This is a genomic window from Deinococcus aquatilis DSM 23025 (assembly GCF_000378445.1).
Lineage (GTDB): Bacteria > Deinococcota > Deinococci > Deinococcales > Deinococcaceae > Deinococcus > Deinococcus aquatilis.
Genome location: NZ_KB899703.1, coordinates 105,906 through 124,567, shown reverse-complemented (window position 1 = coordinate 124,567; position 18,662 = coordinate 105,906). Strand labels below are relative to the sequence as shown.

The 18,662-nt window shown below is 60.0% G+C and carries 21 protein-coding genes and 2 pseudogenes; 19 read left to right on the top strand and 4 right to left on the bottom strand.

The genetic code is table 11. The annotated features are described in order from the left end of the window. The first annotated feature begins 138 nt into the window (after positions 1-138). Positions 139-642, top strand: a complete 504-nt coding sequence (locus tag F561_RS0107320; protein WP_019009300.1) for a P-loop NTPase family protein — start codon at positions 139-141, stop codon at positions 640-642. Between the two features lie 28 nt (positions 643-670). Here F561_RS0107320 and F561_RS0107315 read toward each other — a convergent pair whose 3' ends face one another. Then, on the bottom strand, positions 671-1,456 hold the full coding sequence (locus F561_RS0107315; protein WP_019009299.1) for an IS982 family transposase: 786 nt from the start codon (positions 1,454-1,456) through the stop codon (positions 671-673). Between the two features lie 231 nt (positions 1,457-1,687). On the opposite strand from F561_RS0107315, the pseudogene F561_RS29645 reads away from it, so the two are divergent. From F561_RS29645 to F561_RS28730, 7 genes and pseudogenes are all read left to right on the top strand, one after another. Then, positions 1,688-2,621, top strand: a pseudogene (locus F561_RS29645) (IS630 family transposase). 123 nt (positions 2,622-2,744) lie between these two features. Beyond that, complete coding sequence (locus tag F561_RS0107295) at positions 2,745-3,584, top strand: IS5 family transposase (protein WP_026298679.1); 840 nt, start codon at positions 2,745-2,747, stop codon at positions 3,582-3,584. A 453-nt stretch (positions 3,585-4,037) separates the two neighbouring features. Continuing rightward, a complete protein-coding gene (locus F561_RS0107290; protein WP_026298678.1) occupies positions 4,038-4,700 on the top strand; it encodes a DUF4388 domain-containing protein in 663 nt (220 codons plus the stop codon). Continuing rightward, positions 4,697-5,260 (top strand): GTP-binding protein, encoded by a 564-nt coding sequence (locus F561_RS0107285; RefSeq protein WP_019009293.1) that lies wholly within the window; start codon positions 4,697-4,699, stop codon positions 5,258-5,260. Before F561_RS0107290 ends, F561_RS0107285 begins: the two co-directional genes overlap by 4 nt. Next, positions 5,260-5,637, top strand: a complete 378-nt coding sequence (locus tag F561_RS0107280; RefSeq protein ID WP_019009292.1) for a roadblock/LC7 domain-containing protein — start codon at positions 5,260-5,262, stop codon at positions 5,635-5,637. The genes F561_RS0107285 and F561_RS0107280 overlap by 1 nt, the downstream gene beginning before the upstream one ends. Before the next feature lie 87 nt (positions 5,638-5,724). Then, on the top strand, positions 5,725-6,204 hold the full coding sequence (locus F561_RS0107275) for a hypothetical protein (protein WP_026298677.1): 480 nt from the start codon (positions 5,725-5,727) through the stop codon (positions 6,202-6,204). Between the two features lie 261 nt (positions 6,205-6,465). Next, positions 6,466-6,618, top strand: a complete 153-nt coding sequence (locus F561_RS28730) for a hypothetical protein (protein WP_019009290.1) — start codon at positions 6,466-6,468, stop codon at positions 6,616-6,618. Positions 6,619-6,668: 50 nt separating this feature from the next. Here F561_RS28730 and F561_RS0107265 read toward each other — a convergent pair whose 3' ends face one another. After that, positions 6,669-7,280 carry a TetR/AcrR family transcriptional regulator gene (locus F561_RS0107265; RefSeq protein ID WP_281166580.1) on the bottom strand — a complete coding sequence of 204 codons (612 nt, stop codon included), beginning with the start codon at positions 7,278-7,280 and terminating at the stop codon, positions 6,669-6,671. Between the two features lie 160 nt (positions 7,281-7,440). Here F561_RS0107265 and F561_RS0107260 point away from each other — a divergent pair, with 160 nt between their 5' ends. From F561_RS0107260 to F561_RS30495, 5 genes and pseudogenes are all read left to right on the top strand, one after another. Continuing rightward, positions 7,441-8,193: a DUF4386 domain-containing protein gene (locus F561_RS0107260; protein WP_019009288.1), complete on the top strand. Its 753-nt coding sequence runs from the start codon at positions 7,441-7,443 to the stop codon at positions 8,191-8,193. A gap of 319 nt (positions 8,194-8,512) precedes the next feature. Next, positions 8,513-8,794, top strand: coding sequence for a hypothetical protein (locus tag F561_RS0107250; protein ID WP_019009286.1), 282 nt, complete (start codon positions 8,513-8,515; stop codon positions 8,792-8,794). Continuing rightward, positions 8,787-9,020, top strand: a complete 234-nt coding sequence (locus F561_RS0107245) for a hypothetical protein (protein ID WP_019009285.1) — start codon at positions 8,787-8,789, stop codon at positions 9,018-9,020. The genes F561_RS0107250 and F561_RS0107245 overlap by 8 nt, the downstream gene beginning before the upstream one ends. Beyond that, on the top strand, positions 9,017-9,253 hold the full coding sequence (locus F561_RS28725; protein WP_157451635.1) for a hypothetical protein: 237 nt from the start codon (positions 9,017-9,019) through the stop codon (positions 9,251-9,253). Before F561_RS0107245 ends, F561_RS28725 begins: the two co-directional genes overlap by 4 nt. Positions 9,254-9,598: 345 nt before the next feature. Continuing rightward, positions 9,599-9,739 (top strand): annotated as a pseudogene (locus F561_RS30495) (aldehyde dehydrogenase family protein); the annotation flags it as partial. Between the two features lie 216 nt (positions 9,740-9,955). On the opposite strand, the gene F561_RS0107230 reads toward F561_RS30495, so the two are convergent. Further along, positions 9,956-10,531, bottom strand: a complete 576-nt coding sequence (locus F561_RS0107230; RefSeq protein ID WP_019009282.1) for a hypothetical protein — start codon at positions 10,529-10,531, stop codon at positions 9,956-9,958. Between the two features lie 230 nt (positions 10,532-10,761). Beyond that, the gene (locus F561_RS0107225; RefSeq protein ID WP_157451634.1) at positions 10,762-10,950 is read right to left on the bottom strand and encodes a hypothetical protein; all 189 of its coding nucleotides are present in this window, start codon (positions 10,948-10,950) and stop codon (positions 10,762-10,764) included. Between the two features lie 267 nt (positions 10,951-11,217). Between F561_RS0107225 and F561_RS0107220 the strand changes: the two genes are divergently transcribed. The 6 genes from F561_RS0107220 to F561_RS0107195 all read left to right on the top strand — a co-directional run bounded on the left by F561_RS0107220 (position 11,218) and on the right by F561_RS0107195 (position 18,560). Beyond that, positions 11,218-12,606: a vWA domain-containing protein gene (locus F561_RS0107220; RefSeq protein WP_019009280.1), complete on the top strand. Its 1,389-nt coding sequence runs from the start codon at positions 11,218-11,220 to the stop codon at positions 12,604-12,606. Positions 12,607-12,610: 4 nt separating this feature from the next. Continuing rightward, positions 12,611-14,236 carry a serine/threonine-protein kinase gene (locus tag F561_RS0107215; RefSeq protein WP_026298674.1) on the top strand — a complete coding sequence of 542 codons (1,626 nt, stop codon included), beginning with the start codon at positions 12,611-12,613 and terminating at the stop codon, positions 14,234-14,236. Between the two features lie 15 nt (positions 14,237-14,251). Beyond that, positions 14,252-15,001 carry an FHA domain-containing protein gene (locus F561_RS0107210; protein ID WP_019009279.1) on the top strand — a complete coding sequence of 250 codons (750 nt, stop codon included), beginning with the start codon at positions 14,252-14,254 and terminating at the stop codon, positions 14,999-15,001. A 2-nt stretch (positions 15,002-15,003) separates the two neighbouring features. Then, a complete protein-coding gene (locus tag F561_RS25045) occupies positions 15,004-17,103 on the top strand; it encodes a PP2C family protein-serine/threonine phosphatase (RefSeq protein ID WP_019009278.1) in 2,100 nt (699 codons plus the stop codon). Between the two features lie 568 nt (positions 17,104-17,671). Then, positions 17,672-18,112 (top strand): response regulator, encoded by a 441-nt coding sequence (locus tag F561_RS0107200; protein ID WP_019009277.1) that lies wholly within the window; start codon positions 17,672-17,674, stop codon positions 18,110-18,112. 37 nt (positions 18,113-18,149) lie between these two features. Further along, a complete protein-coding gene (locus F561_RS0107195) occupies positions 18,150-18,560 on the top strand; it encodes a response regulator (protein WP_245556459.1) in 411 nt (136 codons plus the stop codon). Positions 18,561-18,662 lie beyond the last annotated feature (102 nt).

Here is an 18,662-nt window from a genome sequence, read left to right as displayed (position 1 = left end):
AATAGGGGTTGACAAGCAGAGTGAAAACGCGTGACAACAGACTTATGGCCCGTTATAGGAGTGTATTAACACTCCAGTGCATCCGCACGTTCTGCGCCAGTGGGAACGTCAGAACATGTTCTTGGTAACGTTGCTGCCATGAAGCGCATCCTTGTGATCGGCAGTCCTGGTGCCGGGAAGAGCACCTTTTCCAAGCAATTGGCTGCCAAGACAGGTCTGCCGCTCATTCACTTGGATGATGCGTACTGGCAGCCTGGGTGGATGCGGCCTCCAACAGCAGAGTGGGAGCAACGGGTCGAACAGTTGATCGCTGCAGAAACCTGGATTCTTGATGGGAATTACACCAGCACCTTGAAGCGACGCGCCGCCCTCGCAGATGAGGTCATCGTCCTCACCTATCCGCGCCTCTTGTGCCTTTACCGCGCTATCACGCGGGCCCTATTGAATCGTCGTCCAGACCAGAAGAACCTCGGACGTGAACCCCTTAACCGCGAGTTCCTGTCATTCATCTGGCACTTTCCGAAGCTCGCACAGGGGCAAGTAGAGCAACTCCACTCTTTCCCGCACCTCTCCGTTGTGGAATTGCGAAGCGACACGGCGGCACGGCGATACCTGCACGCCTTATCGATTCGCGGTGATTGACCACGAATCAGGGTTGGCAGATTGGCGATCAGCCGCTGAGATCAATGAATTTCAGGTTGTGCGCGAGGACGTGCAGGGCCACCTTCAAGCGCAGACTCAGAAAAGTCTTGATTTGTCCCCAGCGCAATCCTGCTGCCACCAATACAGAAAAAGCGGACTCAATGCACTTTCTCGCCGCTGCATACTCGTCCTTCCAGCGCGGATCCACCTGTTTGGCATTGGCTTTCGGAGGCGTCAAGCACGTTCCAGACTGATAGCCCTTGTCGCCGATTTGTTTTGGCCCGCCGTAAGCAGGCCAATCTCGGTTCATTTCGCATAACACGGTGAAATCATGCTCATTGGCTGGGCGAATGTCGTACTTTGCGATCCTCCCGTTGAGGGCGCTCCAAGCGTGCAGTTTGAAGCCGTAGACGGGGCCAGCCGTGCTGAATCCGTGGCGTGCCCCAGGAAACTTGCATCGTGGAGCACGCTTAAAAGTGCACACGGGGAGCGGCTCAGAATCGACTGCCACGAAGTCCAGTCTCTGGACTTCGGTCGCAAGTTGCTCAATCACTGGGGTCAAGCGAGCCAGCCTAATCCGGGCCTGCGGTTCGGAGGGGAACTGCGCGAAGTGATTGAGCTTGAGAAACCGCCACCAGCGGCTGAAATAGGGCATCTTATGGAGCTTTTGAAGCAGGGCAACGGCTAACAAGTCTGCATCGGATATTTTCTCGTGTGCGTGCAGTAATTTCGCAGGGATATGAGGAGTGATCCAGCGGCTCAGGAGGGTGACAGCGGTAGGAAGCGGCAATAAAGTGAGATCGGGACGGCCCATAGGTACCGCCCTCTGTCATGTTTCGCCGTTCAAGTCAACCCCTATTCGCGGTTATTACAACGTTAAGCGAAATTAAATGCGGCCAGACGAGTTCCATCGGAGAGGCCGCCGCAACACCTGAGCTTGGCAAGGCGGAGTCGATCTCATCCTCGTTCAAAAGTAATGATAGCTTTGACGCTTAATCCAGCAGTTATTGATCTCGGCTGAAATAAAAGACGATAGATTGTGCGGGTGACTGACCATTGGCGACCCTCGCACCTCACGCGAGCTCAACTTGAAGAACGTCAACTGCACTTCCTCCAGCTGCTCGAGGCTCAGCAGCACAGTTCCAAGGAGCTGGCTGAGGTTCTGGGGGTCTCGATGAGCACCCTCCGCACTTGGAGACAACGCCTGCGGCAGCAGGGATCAGATGCCCTGCAGGCCACCGTCACCACGGGGAGACCCTCAAGCGAGTCCTCAACGAGGGGGCGCAGGTTCACGGCTTCCCGGACGTGAGTTGGACGACGCTCCGGGTCAGGGAGGTCATCGGTCGTCAGTTCAACATCTGGCATCATCGCGATCACGTCCGCAGAATCTTGCACCAGCTGGGTTTTTCCCGCCAGAAACCTGATCAACGCGCACTGGAACAGAATCCAGATGCCGTGGCGACCTGGATTCAAACCACGGTGCCCGAGTTGAAAAAAAAGTAGCCGCAGGAGCGACCCTGGTGTTTCTGGATGAAGTGGGGTTCAGTTTGAAAGGCACCGTCAAGCACACGTGGGCTGTGCGGGGGAAAACCCCGGTGGTCTTCGGGAAAGCCAATTGGGACAAGGTGTCCACCCTGGGGGCGATCACCAGTGCCGGCCAGTTTCTGCAGCACACGCAGCAGGGGGCCTTCACAGGCCCCCAGGTGATTCGTTTCTTTCAACACCTCTTGACGCACGTTCCAGGCGATCTCCTGGTCGTGCTGGACCATGCCAGCATCCATAAAACGAAGGCCGTGACGGCCTTCGTCGCGGGTGAAACGCGCCTGTCCTTGTCGTATCTCCCGCCCTATGCACCGGAGCTGAATCCTATCGAGCTGGTCTGGGCCTACGTCAAGCGCAATGTTTTAGGCAACTTCTGTGCGCGAACTGTGAAGGAGTTGAAGGTACGTCTCCGGATCGGTTGGCAGCGCATCCGGTAGATCCAGCTGCCAAAACAGCTGCTTTACAGCTACCTTCCGTCGTAAACTTCAGCCGAGATCAATAAAGTGCGTCTGAAAACTCTGTCAGCAAGACAGAGGAGCTGCAGAGCAGTACGCTGAAGAATGGACAGAGCAGCGTACAGCACGGATTTGACCGATGCAGAATGGGCGGTTCTTGCCCCACTGTTCCCACCGCCAGCGACTACAGGACGACCACGCAAGTGGTCGTTCCGCGAGATTCTCAACAGCATTTTTTACGCGGTGCGTGGTGGTCAGGCTTGGCGGCTCATGCCTCATGACTTGCTGCCTTGGGAAATAGCGTATTTCTACCACCGAGTGTGGCGACTCCAAAGTTTCTGGGAACACTTGCATACGACGCTGCGGGAACAAGTGCGCGTCCAAGCTGGGCGTGACCCCACGCCCAGCGCCGCCATCATTGACAGTCAATCCACGAGAACGACCGAGGCAGGAGGCCCGCGAGGATACGATGGCGGCAAGAAGATCAACGGGCGCAAGCGGCACATTCTGGAGGGTACCCTCGGCTTGGTCATGGGCGTTGTCGTGCACCCAGCCGACATTCAAGACCGCTCTGGGGCGGTCTTGCTGTTCAACTCAGTCAGGAACCTTTTCCCACGGATGAAGCACGTCTGGGCCGATGCAGGCTACACCGGGACACTCGGTAAAACACTGAAAGATGCTCTGGGTTGGACTCTGGAGATCGTCAAACATCCTTGGTCTGGGAACCTCACCACTTGGGCCCCGGTGGGTCAGCCGCCACCACCGATCCACGTCCCAGCCGGGTTTGTGGTGTTGAAACGCCGCTGGGTCGTGGAGCGCACCTTCGCCTGGTTCGGGAAGTCGAGACGGATGAGCCGCGATTTCGAAGCACTGGAGGAAACCACCGAGAACCTGGTCTATGAAGTCATGATTCGTCTGATGGTTCGTCGCTTAGCCAGGACTTAAGGGAAAGTCCGTCTGAGACGGACTTTCCTAGATTCTCCCCTCTTGCTGACAGAGTTTTCAGACGCACTTCAACACTGCGCAGAAATAGCACTGCTTTCTATAAAAAAATTTACCTTGCCTTGGAATTATTGGTATTCATGATCAGCCAGTCGCTCGCTTTCATAAAGTTACTGCTCTATTCGATTTGCATTCCAAACCAAAGCTATTTCTTCTCCAAACGAAATCTGACGGGCAGGAGATTAATATAGGAACTGCCAGTCTGACTTTGTATCAAGTCCTCCAATGTAGTTGACCTTTCCTTGAGGAGGGCATTAGATGATGGGTGACCCCCAACACTACTGCAAAAAGTGTAAGTAATTTGTCATTTCTTACTCTGTAAAACAAACCACAGCAGTAAGCATTCTTTAGCTACTGTTGAAATCTAGAAGAAGCTAAAGAATTCAAGGAGCATCTATGGCTTTATTCGGTGATCTCAAGGATCACTTACTCACCGATCTAGCAAAAATACTTAAATCGCAGAGTGGCACCCTCTTCCTCCATCAAGCCTATCAACATCGCACCATTGAATTAAATCTTTCGCGTGGTCAAGTCCTTTCCCTGTATCTGGACGGTTTTCCAGTCCTGGATCAAGCCCAAGTACGCGAAATACTTCAGCACCTTCAGACCCAGCGAGAAGGCGCTTTCGAATTTCAACCGCGTCCCCTGTCCGTCATCTCCTCTGGGTTTCACGATCTGACGCTCATAGATCTGCTTCAGACATCGCGGGACCAAGCTGTTCTTCCCAGTCAGCTGCCCCACCCCGACACCCGTTTCATGTTCTCTGGACTTCCTGTGGCGGTTCCTGCCATAGTCGAGGAGATCTGGGCGTTGCTCAAGCCCCACCTGGAGTCAGGCGCCAGCAGCGCTGAACTGAGTGTTCTTGTCGGGCGGTCTGAAGATGAGATGCAACGCATGCTCTACCAATTGCGGGCCCTGGAACTGGTGACGCCTCAACGCGCTGGGGCGCCAACAGGTCACCGGAACGCCGACGCTCCGGTCGTGCCCTCCGTTTCTCCGCCCTTGGTTCACCGCTTCCTCAGTGCCCTGCGGCGCCTCACCGGAACGGCCAGAACATGACTTCTGTCCACAGTCCTCTCAAAGTGGTGGTGGCTGGTCCCGTGGGCGCCGGCAAGACCACCTTCGTCCAGACCATCTCTGAAACCTTAGTTGTTTCGACTGATGTCGAAGCCAGCGAAGACATCGGCAAACTCAATACCACCGTGGCCTTCGATTTCGGCACCCTGCGCCTGGACGGACAGGAACTGCACCTCTACGGCACGCCTGGACAAGACCGCTTCAGCTTCATGTGGGAAGTGCTGTGTGAAGGGGCGCTGGGATTGGTGTTGTTGGTGGCTGGGGATCGTCCACAGGATTTCTTACACGCGCGCAACATTCTCGACTTCATCACCAGTCGGAACCCCATCCCGTTTCTGGTTGGGGTGACCCGGCAGGATCAAGGGCGGGTCTGGCAACCCAGTGACGTTGCTCTGTACTTCGACCTCTCGGAACGTCAAGTGGTGGGCCTGAATGCCACCGATCCCGCTGAAGGTCGCGGCCTGCTGGCGAACCTGTTGGAACTCACCTTAACCCCTCTCTTCGCCCCGGAACTGGGCGACACGAACCCAAGGAGCTTCTGATGACTGCTACCCTGAGCAAACAAGACCGCCTGAACGCCACCCTGAGCACCCTCCGGACCGCCATGCCCGAACTTCGCGGGGTTCTGGTCGCCACCGTCGATGGTCTGCCCATCGCGCAGGCCATGAGCGACGGCACCGATGCCAACCGGGTCGCGGCCATGGCCGCGACCGCCATCGGGCTGGGAAAACGCATCAATGACACGTTGGGCGGTGGTGAACTGACCGACATGAGCGTCAGCGGCCTGACGGGTCAGGTCTATATCTACTCCGCCGGCAGCAAGGGGGTCTTGGCCGTCGTGGTGCCGACGGGCGTGAACCTGGGACTGCTGCACATGGAGGCGCGTGATACGGCTCAGAGCGTCGCCAACATTCTCTAAGCGTCTCCCCGTCTTGAGGTCCTGATGGACTCCATCTCCACGCCCGTCAGTCAACTACTCGCCACCCTTTACCCACCGAGGTCTGTCATGACAACATCCATTGCCCCACAAATTCGTTCGCAACTCGGTGACTACAGTTCCGTCGTCTGCTTTAAAGCTGTGATTGTTGGAGTTGAAGATACCCTTGGCCCTGACGGCGCTGCCGTCGTCTTCATCCGGGCCGGCAAGGTTCGGGGGCACAATCTCGTTAAGGAGCTGGGCTTGACCGGAAGCAACGTGCCCACCGAGCAGATCGCTGAGCTGCTGAACGCAGCGATTGGTCAGGAGGGCACCCGTCTAGCGGCGGTGACCCGGGCCTATCAGGTTGATGACATGGTGATTATCGAAACCCAAGACACGGTGTGCTCCGCAGGCGAGCCTTTGGGCAGTGACCGCAAGTGCACGTTTACCTTGGGAGCGGTCTGGGGTGCGCTCGAAGCCATCACGGGTCAGATGTATCTGGGAGAGCAGACGGAGAGTGTCCTGCGGGGCGGCTCTTCGGACAAATTCGTCTTCTCTCCGCTCTGAGAGGGAGGGCTTTTCACAGGATCTGATTCCTGACTCCACTTGACAATTCAAGTCGCTCTCTCTGCCCACCTTGGCCCTTTGCCTGGGTGGGCGGCCCATTGACCGTAAACGAGTGCCGTTCGCTCTGCGCCGCCTGTTCCGCTGCTGTCCCAAGCTTGCGCCCCGCCCCATCAAGGTGGACGACTTTCTCCAGGGTTTCGGGACCGATCTGTGAACCTGCCCGTGATCATCCACCTCACCGCTTGAGCCTGATGCCCAGGCATGGGTGTGCCCTCGGAAGCACCCACCCACCGGGCCACTGGCGGCGCACAGGCCCTGGCCCGGCTGGTAACTGCCGTGGCCGAGCGCGACTGGGCCGCAATGACGTTAGCCGACCTGCCGAAAGACTTCGTGGAGTGGCCGGAAGATGCCTGAAAAGCTGTGCTCTAGCACAGGCCCAGTGCCCACCTGATCTTCCAGAACGATCAATGCTTTGACGGTTGCCTGGGCTCGTCCTGCACGTATCCCGTGGCGATCACGCCGGCGGACAAGAACACCATGGCCTGCTCAAGGTAAGCATCGAGGGCCGGGGAAGGGCACAGACTGCCCCAAGAATTGGCCGCAGTGTAGATTCCACCAGCGAGCAACGTCGCGGTCAATTCCCGACTGACGCACCGTGAATTGAGACGTTGCGAGGCGTGTTGCAGAGCGTCAACCACGCAGGCCTTGAGCTGCCGCTGCACCTGAAGGTCAACCGCAGCATCCATCTCGCAGGGGTGTTCCCGACGATCCTGATGAACCTGAGCAAGAAAACCGCAGACGCCCTGCAGCAGCCAACGAAGGTCATGGACAGTGAAGTTGCCTGGCGGGGGTGCATGTGCAGCCAGGACGCTGGCAAAGTGTTTCTCTACCAGCTGCACGAAGAGTTCGGGTTTCTCCCGGTAATGGGCATAAAAGGTGGCCCGGTTGATCCCGGCACGCTCCGTGATGTCCTGCACGGTAACGGAGGAATACGGCCTCTCTCGCAAGAGGGACTCCAGAGCTTCCAAGACCGCGTGTCGTGTCCGCCTGACACGTGGATCAAGTGGGGTGGGCATAGGCAACATAAAGAGCCTCCTGTCGTCTACACGACACATTCCTGTGGTTGTCTCTGGACTGAACAAGATAGATCGCTCACGCTCTATACGACAAGTATTGCCGAGATCGGCGCTGGTCGCACAACCCCACTGGCTGGTACGCCAGGGGAAGGAGCATTCTATGAGATCCAGCAAAACAGCTGCCCGCATCACAGGAGTCCTGTTCGTCCTCGCCTCAATCTCTGCTGTGCTGGGGGTGCTCCTCTATGATCCACTCCTCCACGACCCAAATTTTCTCTTGTCGGGGCAGACCCACACCCACCGGATCATGCTCGGCGCTCTGTTTGAACTGATTCTGGCCAGCGCAGCAGTCGGGACAGCGATCACCCTCTTTCCCTACCTCAAGCGGCAGGACGAAACACTCGCGCTGGGATACGTCAGTTTCCGAGTGCTCGAGGCGATGCTCATCATCCTGGGTCTTGTGAGTCTGCTCAGCTTTCTGACGTTGCGAGATCAATTCGGAGCGGCGCCTGCAACCCACCTCCCAGCTTTTCAGACAGTCAGTGGACTGCTGCTGGCTGTGCACGACTGGACGTTTCTGTTGGGGCCAAATTTCATGTTGGGCATCAACACCCTGATGTGCGCGTGGTTGCTCCACCAGTCGAGGCTGGTTCCGCGCAGCATCACAAGGCTTGGACTCGTGGGCGGCGTGCTCATCCTCACCGCCGCCGTCCTGGAGCTGTTTGGAGTGATCCTTCAGCTGTCGCCCTGGGGAGTTGCCCTCGCCCTCCCGGTGGCGCTGTACGAGATGGTTCTGGCAGGATGGCTGATCATCAAAGGCTTCAATGCCACGGCAGTGCACGCGCTCGACATTGACCAGGGTAGGCAGGACGTACGGGTGCAGCCAAGGCGGCCTCTCTACGAGCCTCAATAACGGCTGTAGGGCAGCAAAGAAAAGGATCACCCGGCACAGTGAACGCCCTGAAGTGAACGCAGAGAGTGAGCCGAACTTTGTTGCCTGGACGGCTGGCCTGACCTCGATTCAGGAGTGAAAACCGGACATCATTTTCGCCCACTCCCACAACCCGAGTACCTCTCCCTGCCCGCCCTGGCCTTCTGCCTCGGCGGGCTGCCTCTTGATCGAAAAGGAGTGCGATGATGGCCGTTCTGCGCCGCTTGTTCCGCTGCCATTCCAAGACCGCGCCCCGCCCGATCAGCATGGACGACAGCCTGCGTGGATTCGGGGCCGACCTGTGAACCTCCCCCTGATCACCCGTAGCGTGCTGCTGCCTCAGCCCGACGACCTGCTGGAAGCCATCTGTAAAAGGCTGCGACATCTGGCTGTACAAGACCTGTCACTGCTCCCCTCCGAGCATGCCGGCCGCTCCACGTTGCGGCTCTCGGTGGTGCCCCATGACCCCCGACAGCACGCCGCCCTGACTGCCCTGCTCACGTACCTGCACACCCAACCGGTGCCCAGTCTGGCTGAGCATGAGTGGGCCTTCCTGGACGCGTTTGGAGGAACCCATGCCTGAAGTTGCCATCCTCATCATCGCGGGGTCCATCTTAGAATTGACCCTGACGTTCGCGCTGATGCGCCGAATCCAGCTTGCCACTTCGCACCGCCTGAACGCCCGCCAGTTCGCCACGCTGGAAATCACCAAGGCAGCCCTCAGAAGCTACGGGATGACGGCCCTCAAGCACGAACAGATCGCGCAGGCCAAACAGGCCGCCGCCCTGATCGTCAAGGACGCTCCATGAGTCAGACCTGGCCGGAAATCCTGGCCGAGTTGCGCCGGATGTTCTGCCGTCCCAGCCCCGCCATGAGCCGCATGACCTGGAGGCTGCGCCTCGGGAGCGAGGTGGAACTGGTGGGAGCCACGGCCCCGCAAGTGCGGCCGAAAGGTGCGCCCCGCGTGCCGATGTTGGTCATGCACCTCCCTGATCCACCTGACCTCATCTCAGACGTGTTCGCCCGAAAGGAATTGAATTGACTCCCACGCCCGAACTGCGCCGCATCCACCTGCACCTGCCCCGCCTGCGCCTGATGAGCGCGAATGAAATGCTCCGCGCCAAAGCCCGGGACCACCTCTGCGGCAAGCTGGCCTACGAACTCGCCAAAACCGGTCAGAAGTCGAGCAGGACTTCTAATCTTTTGGAAGGTACTGTATGTCCAATCCAGTGTTTTGTTCTCAGGCCCAAAGTGTCGCTCAGTCTCGCTGACTTGAATGAGGACGCCATTATCAGCTTGGCGAGTGCTGCGCAAGGTGTTCGGGCCCGTGGGCAGCGTGACGTCCTTCAGCACCGCAGAGCAAATGATGGGTTAGGCCAACGATTCCGGTTACGGCCTTGCCAGCAGCGTCTGGACGCAGAACGTGGGCCAGGTCAGCACCGCACTGGAATACGACTGCACCTGGGTCAATAGGCATTCTATGCTGATCAACAAAATGCCCCACAGCGGCTTCAAACAAAGCGGCTAAGGCAAACACATGAGCATATAAACGCTGGAAGACTGCTCAGGGGTGCAGCACGTCATGATCAAGCACTGAGAATTCCTGAACTGACGGACCAACCCTACGTAGCTGCACAGCGCGTTCAGATATGGGGTATGCAGTCCGTCCTCTTCAGCGTGCCCAAATCACTGAATCTGGTTGTTCTGAGCCCAGCGATCTGGCTATGCTCGTCCTAACCCGGCACTATTCGATCGGCTGGATTTCCGACAGAGTGGTGGAGGCCGACTCGATGCGCTGCTGACGCAGATTGCCCAGGTCTTTGGCATTGACGGCATGCTCGGCCATCACGATGGTCTGGCACAGCAGCATCAGCGAGCCGCTCATGCTGCGGCCCAGAATCTGCACGCCTTCCGCACCCAGAATCACGCCCTGTTCTCCATCGGTCAGAATCAGGACATGCGGCCCCACCAGCAATCCGGCCTGATCGGGCGAGGGCCAGGTGCGGGCGCGGCAGGCCATCAATTCTTCCCGCCAGCGATCGGTGATGCCCTGCTGCGGGCCGCCCTGCAGGGGTGCAGACGAATTCCCGGCATTGGCCTGGGCGGTCACGCCCCCGATCACCTGGCGAATCCGCTCACCCGGCAGGGCGACCAGATGTTCGACGATCCGTTCTGTAGATCCGTCTTCGTTGGGTCCTTCTGCGGTCGGGGGGGTGCTGTCCGGAGTAGCGGTTTCTGGAAAGGCCAGCAGCAGGGCCACCACCTCAGCCACGTCGGAGGGGAGATCAGTCAATTGCAGGTGCGGCAGTGCGTTTTTCACGGGGAAACCTCCTGAACTCGGCGGGGCGGGGACACCATTCGGTCTGCCCACCTCCAGCCGCTCGTAGGGCGCACGATACCGCTTGTGCGCCGCCGAGGTGAGGGTTCCAAGATTGAGCCAAGATCTTGAACTGAAGAAGGGAATGAAAGTTCAGGCAAGCTGCACAACCCCTGGCTCCAGCTTCAGTCCTCACGCTCTGTGCCATCTAGCCCGTACCGGGCATAAGCGGGTCAGGCCGTAAGACGGTTCCGCTCACTGAGACGGAGCAGCAGCCAGAAGCCGGTGCTCTCCGGCAACAGCCGTCCGGCGGCATGGAGGGCACGCAGAGTCGGGAGGTGGTACAGCTCGCCGTCATCACCGCGAACCAGATCATCAGGACGAAAAGGGGTGGACTTGAGGCTCTCTGTGTTGTGATCCATAGTGGCTCCCCCGCCATTCATGAGCGGTACATGAAAGGCTTCTTTAAGTTTCCTCAAGTATCCGCCTTCTGTTCTGTCAGGAGTCTGACTCCTGCTCTGAGGTGTACAGACAGGGAAGATCAAGGGCAACCAGCCAAACGCAGGTGCCGACTGCCAGCAAGCAGAGCAAAGTTCTAGGAAACTCCCAAAGAACAGTGGAGTCCTCAGAATGTGGAACTGCTTATCATGCAGTGTCATATAAGGCAAAATCACCACAGGAGGCAATTCATGCTTGATGCCACAATGCGGCTTCACCGAGAATTTTTATTGGCGCACACGGCTGGTCAGAAGTTGTTTGTCATGCTGAATGTCTCGCCGGATCAACAGGCGGTGCAGGCCCGGCCCGATCTGTCGGTGGTCTTTGTCGTGGACACTTCCGGCTCCATGCGCGAGGTGGTCACCGAGCCGACTGAACACACCGGTCAGATCACGGTGGTCGATGGTCAACGGTACGAGGTCGTGCACGGCGGCAAGAACAAGTTACAACTGGTCACGGAGGCGCTGCGGGGCATCATCACCTCGGATCTGATTCAGGCGCAGGACCGCCTGGCCCTGGTGAAATTCGATGATCTGGCCGAAATCCTCGTGCCCTTTACTGCCGCGACCGACCGGACCGCGCTGCTGAAGGCCACCGACCGGCTGGACTGGTATTCGGGCGGCACCCAGATGGGCGCAGGCATGAAGGCCGGGGCAAAGGTACTGGAAACAGAATCGGGCAGCCGCCGCATGGTGCTTCTGACCGATGGGCAGGCCTTCGATTCGGAGGTGGTCAGGGAACAGGCGGGCGTGCTGGCCGGAATGCAGGTCTCGGTGACCACCATCGGCGTGGGCGACGACGTGAATACTGAACTGCTGACAGAAATCACCGACCGCACGCAGGGTCAACCGATTGATGTGGTGCCCGACAACCAGAATCCTCAGCCTCCTGCCGTGCGTGCCTCCGACCTCCCCGCTGCTCTGCTGGGCGACTTACAACAGGCCGCCAACGAGGTCGTGACCAATGTGGCCCTGACCGTGCGGGCCGTCAAAGACGTGGTGCTGGAGCGCGTGACCCGTGTGCAGCCCACCCAGACCGAGGTGACCAAAACCGAGGGGCCGCTGCAACTCGGCAACGTGGAGGCCGGAACGGGAGCGACCTACATTCTGGAATTCACCCTGCCGGAGCGCCCCACAGCCCGCATGCGTCTGGCACAGTTGGGCCTGACCTACGAGGTGCCCGGTGCAAATTACCGGGGCGAATTGCCGCCGCTGGACGTGGTCGTGGAATTTACCGGCGACGAGACAATGGCCGCACGGGTAGATGGAGAGGTGATGCAGTGGGTTCAGCAGCGCAATATCGAGAGCCTGGTTGCGCAGGCGAGCCGGGAAGCGCAGAGCAACCCTGAGCAGGCCGTCAAGACTCTCGAACAGGCCCGCAGCATGACCCAGCGCCTCGGCAACGGGGCCATGACTCAGGTCCTCGACCGGGCCATCGGTGAGCTGGGCAGCAGCAAGACCATCAGCCTCGGCACGGCCAAGACCATGCGGCTGGGCGCAAAAACGCAGACCCTCAAGGCCAGCGGCGGCGCAGGCGGCCTGCCCACCGACGAGGAAATTCGCAAGCTGACCGGAGCTTAGGTCGGTGAGCTGCCCAGTCTGCGGCGCTGCCGTCCAGCCCGACGAAACGGTCTGCCACACCTGCGGCGCACCGCTGACCCCCTCCGGACTGGTGGCGCTGCCTGTCGGTACCACGCTGATGAGCGGCCAATACACCCTCAACCGGGTGCTGGGGCAGGGCGGCTTCGGCATCACCTACGCCGGACAGGACACCCGGCTGGGCCTCAAGGTGGCGATCAAGGAACTGTTTCTGGACGGGTCTTCGCGCCGGGGCAAAACGGTGGTCGCACCAGGGAATATCAGCAGCGCAGAGTACCAGACCACCAAAACAGGCTTTCTGGACGAGGCCAAAGTGCTGGCGAGCTTCAATGATCCCGGCATCGTCAAGGTGATGAATTACTTCGAGGAAAACAGCACCGCCTATCTGGTGATGGAATTTCTGGAGGGCAGCACCCTGGGAGGCCTGATTGAAAAACGCGGCCCGATGCCGCCTGACGTGGTGTTCGAGGTGGCCCGTTCGGTGGCCAAGACCCTGGAGGTGATTCATCAGCGCGGCCTGCTGCACCGCGACATCAAGCCCGACAACATCTTTTTCAATCAGACCGGGCGCATCGTTCTGATCGACTTCGGTTCTGTGCGGGCCTTCGTGGCGGGCAAAACGCTGAGCCATACCCGGCTGGTCACGCCCGGTTACGCGCCGCTGGAACAGTACGGAAATTCGGGACGCTTTGGGCCGTACACCGATATCTACGCGCTGGGGGCCACGTTGCTGCACGCCCTGACCGGGCAGATGCCGCCGCCCGCCACCGATCTGATGCTGGGCACGTCCCTGCCGCCGATGCCCGATTCGACCCTGCCGGGGCTGCGCCGCGCCGTCACGCAGGCAATGGCACTGCGCGTGGAAGACCGTCCGCAGAGCGCACAGGCTCTTCTGGCAATTCTGACCACGCCAGCGGCAAAACCGAAGACCGCAGCGCCGCCCCCTTCACCCGTTCCCCCCACACCCGCACCTGCTCCCCGCCCCCCGACTCCTGTGCCCCCAACCCCAAAACCTCCAACCCCAAGACCCTCAAAACCTTCAGCTCCTCAAGCTCCGCCCCCAGCAGCCCGACCCACCACACCTCAGCCGAAGCCTGCGCCCAGGGCCGCGCCTCCGGTTGCCTCCGCCGCCAAACCCACACCGACCCCGGTTGCAGCCGCTCCAGTCGCCTCTGCTCCAGTTGCCGCACCGAGGCCCGCCCCTGCACCCGTGCTGCCCCCTGTTCCTGCTTCCACGCCCAGTGCGGCTCCGTCCTTACCCGTTCCGGGTCTACCCGCAGGCAAGCCCCGCGCCCCGGTGTCCCGCACCGCCTTCATGGTGTTGGGCAGTCTGCTGGGCGCGGCGGTCGCGGCCCTCTCACTGGGAGAATCCGCTCCTGTTCAGATCACCCAGTACGCCTTTGCCGCCGCAGTGGGCGCAGGTGTGGGGATTTTTGTGGGCTGGCTGCTGTGGTTTGCCTTACCCGTGGTTCTGCCTGTGGCGGCGGCGGCAGCAGCGTACTTCTATGCCCAGGGGGCCGGCTTTCATTGGCCCACCGTCATCAGCGCCAGCGTGGGGGCAGCAGACCTCGCCCTCATTTTTCTGATCCTCATTCGCCGTATCTCGCTCTAATCCGGAGGAACCACCATGACCATTCTTTGCACCGTCTGCGGCACCGCCAACCCCGAAGGCACCACCTACTGCGAAGGCTGCGGCGTCGAGTTGTCCGCAGCTTCTGCGTCTACCCCCGTTGCGCCTGCGGCGGCTGCGGCACCTGGAGAGGAAACTGGGGCTTCAGCGGCCGTTGATCTCACTGCTGCGACTGAGGCTACGCCGGAAGTCAACGCTGCCGCTCTGCCCGACACAAGCGCCGAGACTGTCACCCCCCCAGAAGCCGCACCCACAGAGATTGCCCCTGAGGAAGCGGCACCCGTGGGAGGCGAATTTACAGAGGCGACGGCTCCAGAAATGGCGTCCGAAACGGCTGTCTCTGCAGAAGTCGCCGCTTCTGCCGCACCTGTGACCGAAACGCCCCCGGCAGCCCCCGTTCTTACCGGAGAAGCCAAGCTGGGAATCAAGAAATTCGGTGCGCCCACGGGCGAATTCATTCCCTTGCAGGGCGAACGCTTGGTCGTGGGGCGTTTCGACGCTTCCAGCGGTCCGGTCGACATTGACCTGAGCGGCCTGGGCGGGCAGGAGCATATTTCGCGCCGCCACGCTGAGCTGTACCGCGATCAGGGCACATGGTCTGTGCGCGACCTCGGGTCTACCAACGGCGTGTACATCAAACGCAAGGGCGAAACGAGCTTCTCGCCGCGCCTTCAGGAACCTGCGGCCCTGTCGGACGGAGACGAACTGGCTTTCGGCAACCTGATGCTGACCTTTCAGCAGAGCTGAGGATGACCCAGCCTGACGATCTGACCCCCACCCCGGCGGCTCCCGAGCAGGTTCCGCCGCCCGAATTCCAGGCAACCGAAGCCCTGCCTGCCGAGTCTTTGCCCACGCAACCGCAGGCATTCACGCCAACAGAGACGACGTTGCCTGTACCGACGCCAACCGTTCCAGAAACGCCAGATGCGCTGGTAGATGGGCCAAAGGAAGACGGCCCGCTGGACGTGGACTATGTCTTCTCCTCATCGCCAGAAGTGGACAGCTCAGCGATAGATGGTGCAGAGGGAGACATGGCAGAGGCCGAAGCTCCTGAGAACAACGGCGCTGAGGGTCTGGAAAGCCCAGAGATTGAACAGGACTCCCCCGATTCAGATGCTCCGGTGGATACAGACGAACCAGTAACTCTTGAAAATCCAACCCTTTCAGAGAGTCCAGTTCTCCTAGAGAGTGCAACTCTGCTGGAGGGGACAGATTCACCAGAACATGCAGCCCTGCCCAACCCTGGCGAGGGGGAAGCTCTGGTGCCCACGGACGGCGTCATCGGTGAAAGAGTTTCAGGCCCTGAGGAGCCGCCTATTGGAGTGGAGGCTGCTGCTACAGCAACTCTCTCTGATCTCTCCAGCTTTGCGACCGGAGAATTGGAGGAAGAGACCTACGCGCCGACCGTGGCTGTGCACGGCCCACAGGCAGGCGCAGTGATCAGCGGCTATCACCTCAATCAGGATCTGGGACGTGGCTGGTTCAGCGCCAACGCTGTGGGTGCTGGCCCCAGCGTGGACGTATATGTGCGGCCTGAGCCGCTGTGGGCGGGTCTGCGCCCTCACCGCCTGCTGCCCAGGCCGACCCAGGTGGGTGACCTGTGGGTGCTGGCTCCGAATCAGGGCACGCCCCTGACCGTACCGCTTGATCCGGCGACCGCACAGGCGCATCTGACCGAGCTGGCCCGGCTCCTGTTTGCGCTGGAAAAACAGGGCTACGCTGTGACCGACCTTGATCCGGCCAGCGTTCAACTGACGGGGGAAGGCCTGAAACTGAGAACGCCGCCGCAGGTGGCCCGGCTGGGCGAGGCAGTGTTGCCGACCCTGCGCGACAGTTTTACACCGCCTGAAGTGCAGGAAGGGCAACCCGCACAGGCAAAAAGCGGGGTATATCTGCTGGGGGCACTGTTTTTTCAGTGGATGACCGGGCGTTCCCTGCCCGCCGAGGGACCATCGTCCATCATCCTGGCGGGCATCCGCACATCGGGCGTGCCGCAACTGCTGAGCGGCATGTTGGCTCCCCTGCCGCAGCGCCTGACGCCCACCGAATTGCTGGCGGCCCTCAAAACGGCAGCGAGCAGGCTTCCGGTGTATCAATTGGCAGCGGCCACCGACATCGGCCTCAATCCCGAACGGCCCACCAACGAAGATTCTTACGGGTTCGTGTGGCGTCAGACCGGGCAGCACGGCGGCGGAGAACTGATCCTGCGGGCGGTCGTCTCGGACGGGATGGGGGGCATGGCGGCAGGCGAGGTGGCGAGTCAGGCGGCTGTGCGGGCCTTTCTGGGTTCGGAGGCAACCGGACCGGAGGGTTCTGCTCTGGCAGGTTCGGCCCTGGAAGCTCAGGTCTGGGAGGCCAATGCCGCTGTCCTGACCGATATGCAGGGCCGGGACGGCGGCTGCACGCTCACAGGCGTGGAGATACACGGCACCCGGCTACAGCTGGGGCATGTGGGCGACACCCGCGCCTATGTGGCTCAGGGCGGCGAGGTGCAGCAGCTCAGCAAAGACCATTCTTACGTGGCCGCGATGGTCGCCAGCGGTCAGATGACGCCGGAAGAAGCCCAGGTCAGCCCGGAGCGCAACAAGGTTCTGCGCTCACTGGGCAGCCTGCGAGCCGCGCAGGACAACTATGTCCAGGTTCTCCCGGAGCCGCTCGAATTGCCTGTAGGCAGCCGCGTTCTCCTGGTGTCGGACGGCGTATGGGGCGAGGTGCCGCCGCCCACGCTCCACGACCTTCTGCTTCATGAACCCTCGTTGCAAGGCCTTGTAGACCGCCTGATCGAACTCAGTCTGGAATCGGGCGCACCGGACAACGTGACCGCCCTGGTCATCGAACGGGTGAGATAGGAGGCGGCCACCGGATAATGAGCGGGAAGAGGGAGCGGCCCCGAAATCTGGGTTGCGCCTTCTTCCCGTCAATTGTTCCGCCGATGGTTGATACGGACTTCCTCTGATCTCTGAGCATTTGGGAAAACGCCGATAGGGTCGTCCATCGTCCCCAGCACTCGTCGTGAACGGACGCCCAGAAGGACGCCACTCCCTCCCGGACTTCTTGCCCCTCGCTCTGGTCCGATGATTCTCGCGCAGTCTCGCCATGCGGTATGACACAGGTGGACACAACAGCCCGATTCAACCAGCTGATCTCCTACGGAATCCTTGTGACTTCCGTACAGTCGGCCCCTTTCCTGAGATACGGCTACCGCCTGCCCGTCCATTTTCCAACTCGTTCTGCTCTGCTTCGCAGCTTGGCAAGCTGGATGAAACACCAAAAAGCACGGTATTTGATCGGAATCCGTCTCACTCACTCAAATTGTGAACATAGCCAGATTTGATATTCGGTGGTCGGCTAGGCTTTAGAAATGATCCATCAAATTTTCATGCAGCTGACGGCCCGCCGTATCCGGCAGCTTCAGCCATGACGCGGCCCCGGCCCCTGCGGGTCATGCTGGTGGATGACAATCTCACCGATAGGCTGCTGGCCGAAGAGGCTTTTGCCTCCATGAATCAGCCCTGTACACTGATCACCGTAGAGAGCGGCGAAGCAGCCCTGCGCCTGCTGACTGATCCGGCGACCGTATTACCGGACGTGCTGCTGCTGGACATCAATATGCCGGGCATGAACGGATTCGAGCTGCTGGTCAAGCTCAAAGACCATCCACGGCTGCTTTTCCTTCCTGTTGTGATGCTGACCACCTCAGCCATTCCCAAGGACGTCTCTCAGGCCTATATCCTGCACGCCAGCGCCTATATGCTCAAATCTCCGTCTTTTCAGACCTCCCTGGAGCAGATCGAGAGGTTCATCGAGTTCTGGACCCAGGCCCGGCTGACCACCTGGCCCGACATGATCCCGAAGTAAAGGAATCGGCAGCAGCCCACTGATAAGCTCTGCCAATGTGGATGTCGGCTGGAAAAGGGAAGCGGTAACTATTCCAGTCCGCCGTGTATTGATTGTCGAGGACAGTCTGGAAGATACGATGTTGCTGGAACTGGCCTTCGCGGAGCAGGCTCCAGACGTCGAAGTGTGTTCGGCCATTGACGGAACGTCGGCACTGGCTCAGGGCTGGTTGCGTCATCCCGTGCCGCTGGTGGTGCTGGACATGCATTTGCCACACGAGGCGGGCTCGGAAGTTCTGGCCCAGTTGCGCCGCCAGGCGGGGCCGTCCTTGCAGGTGGTGTGCTGGAGCAGCCACGCCCACCCCACGGAAGTTCAGGCAGTGCTGGATCAGGGCGCAGTGGCCTACCTCGAAAAACCGGTGGGTCTCACTGGATTTTTTGACCTGGTCAAGACCATTCTGGCGCTCTGAACGGCCTCACCTGTCTGGTTGCCTCCTGCGGGCAAATTGGACGCCACCTTGATATGGGTGGCGTCCAATTTGCCCGCAGATCAGATCATCCAGATGACATCA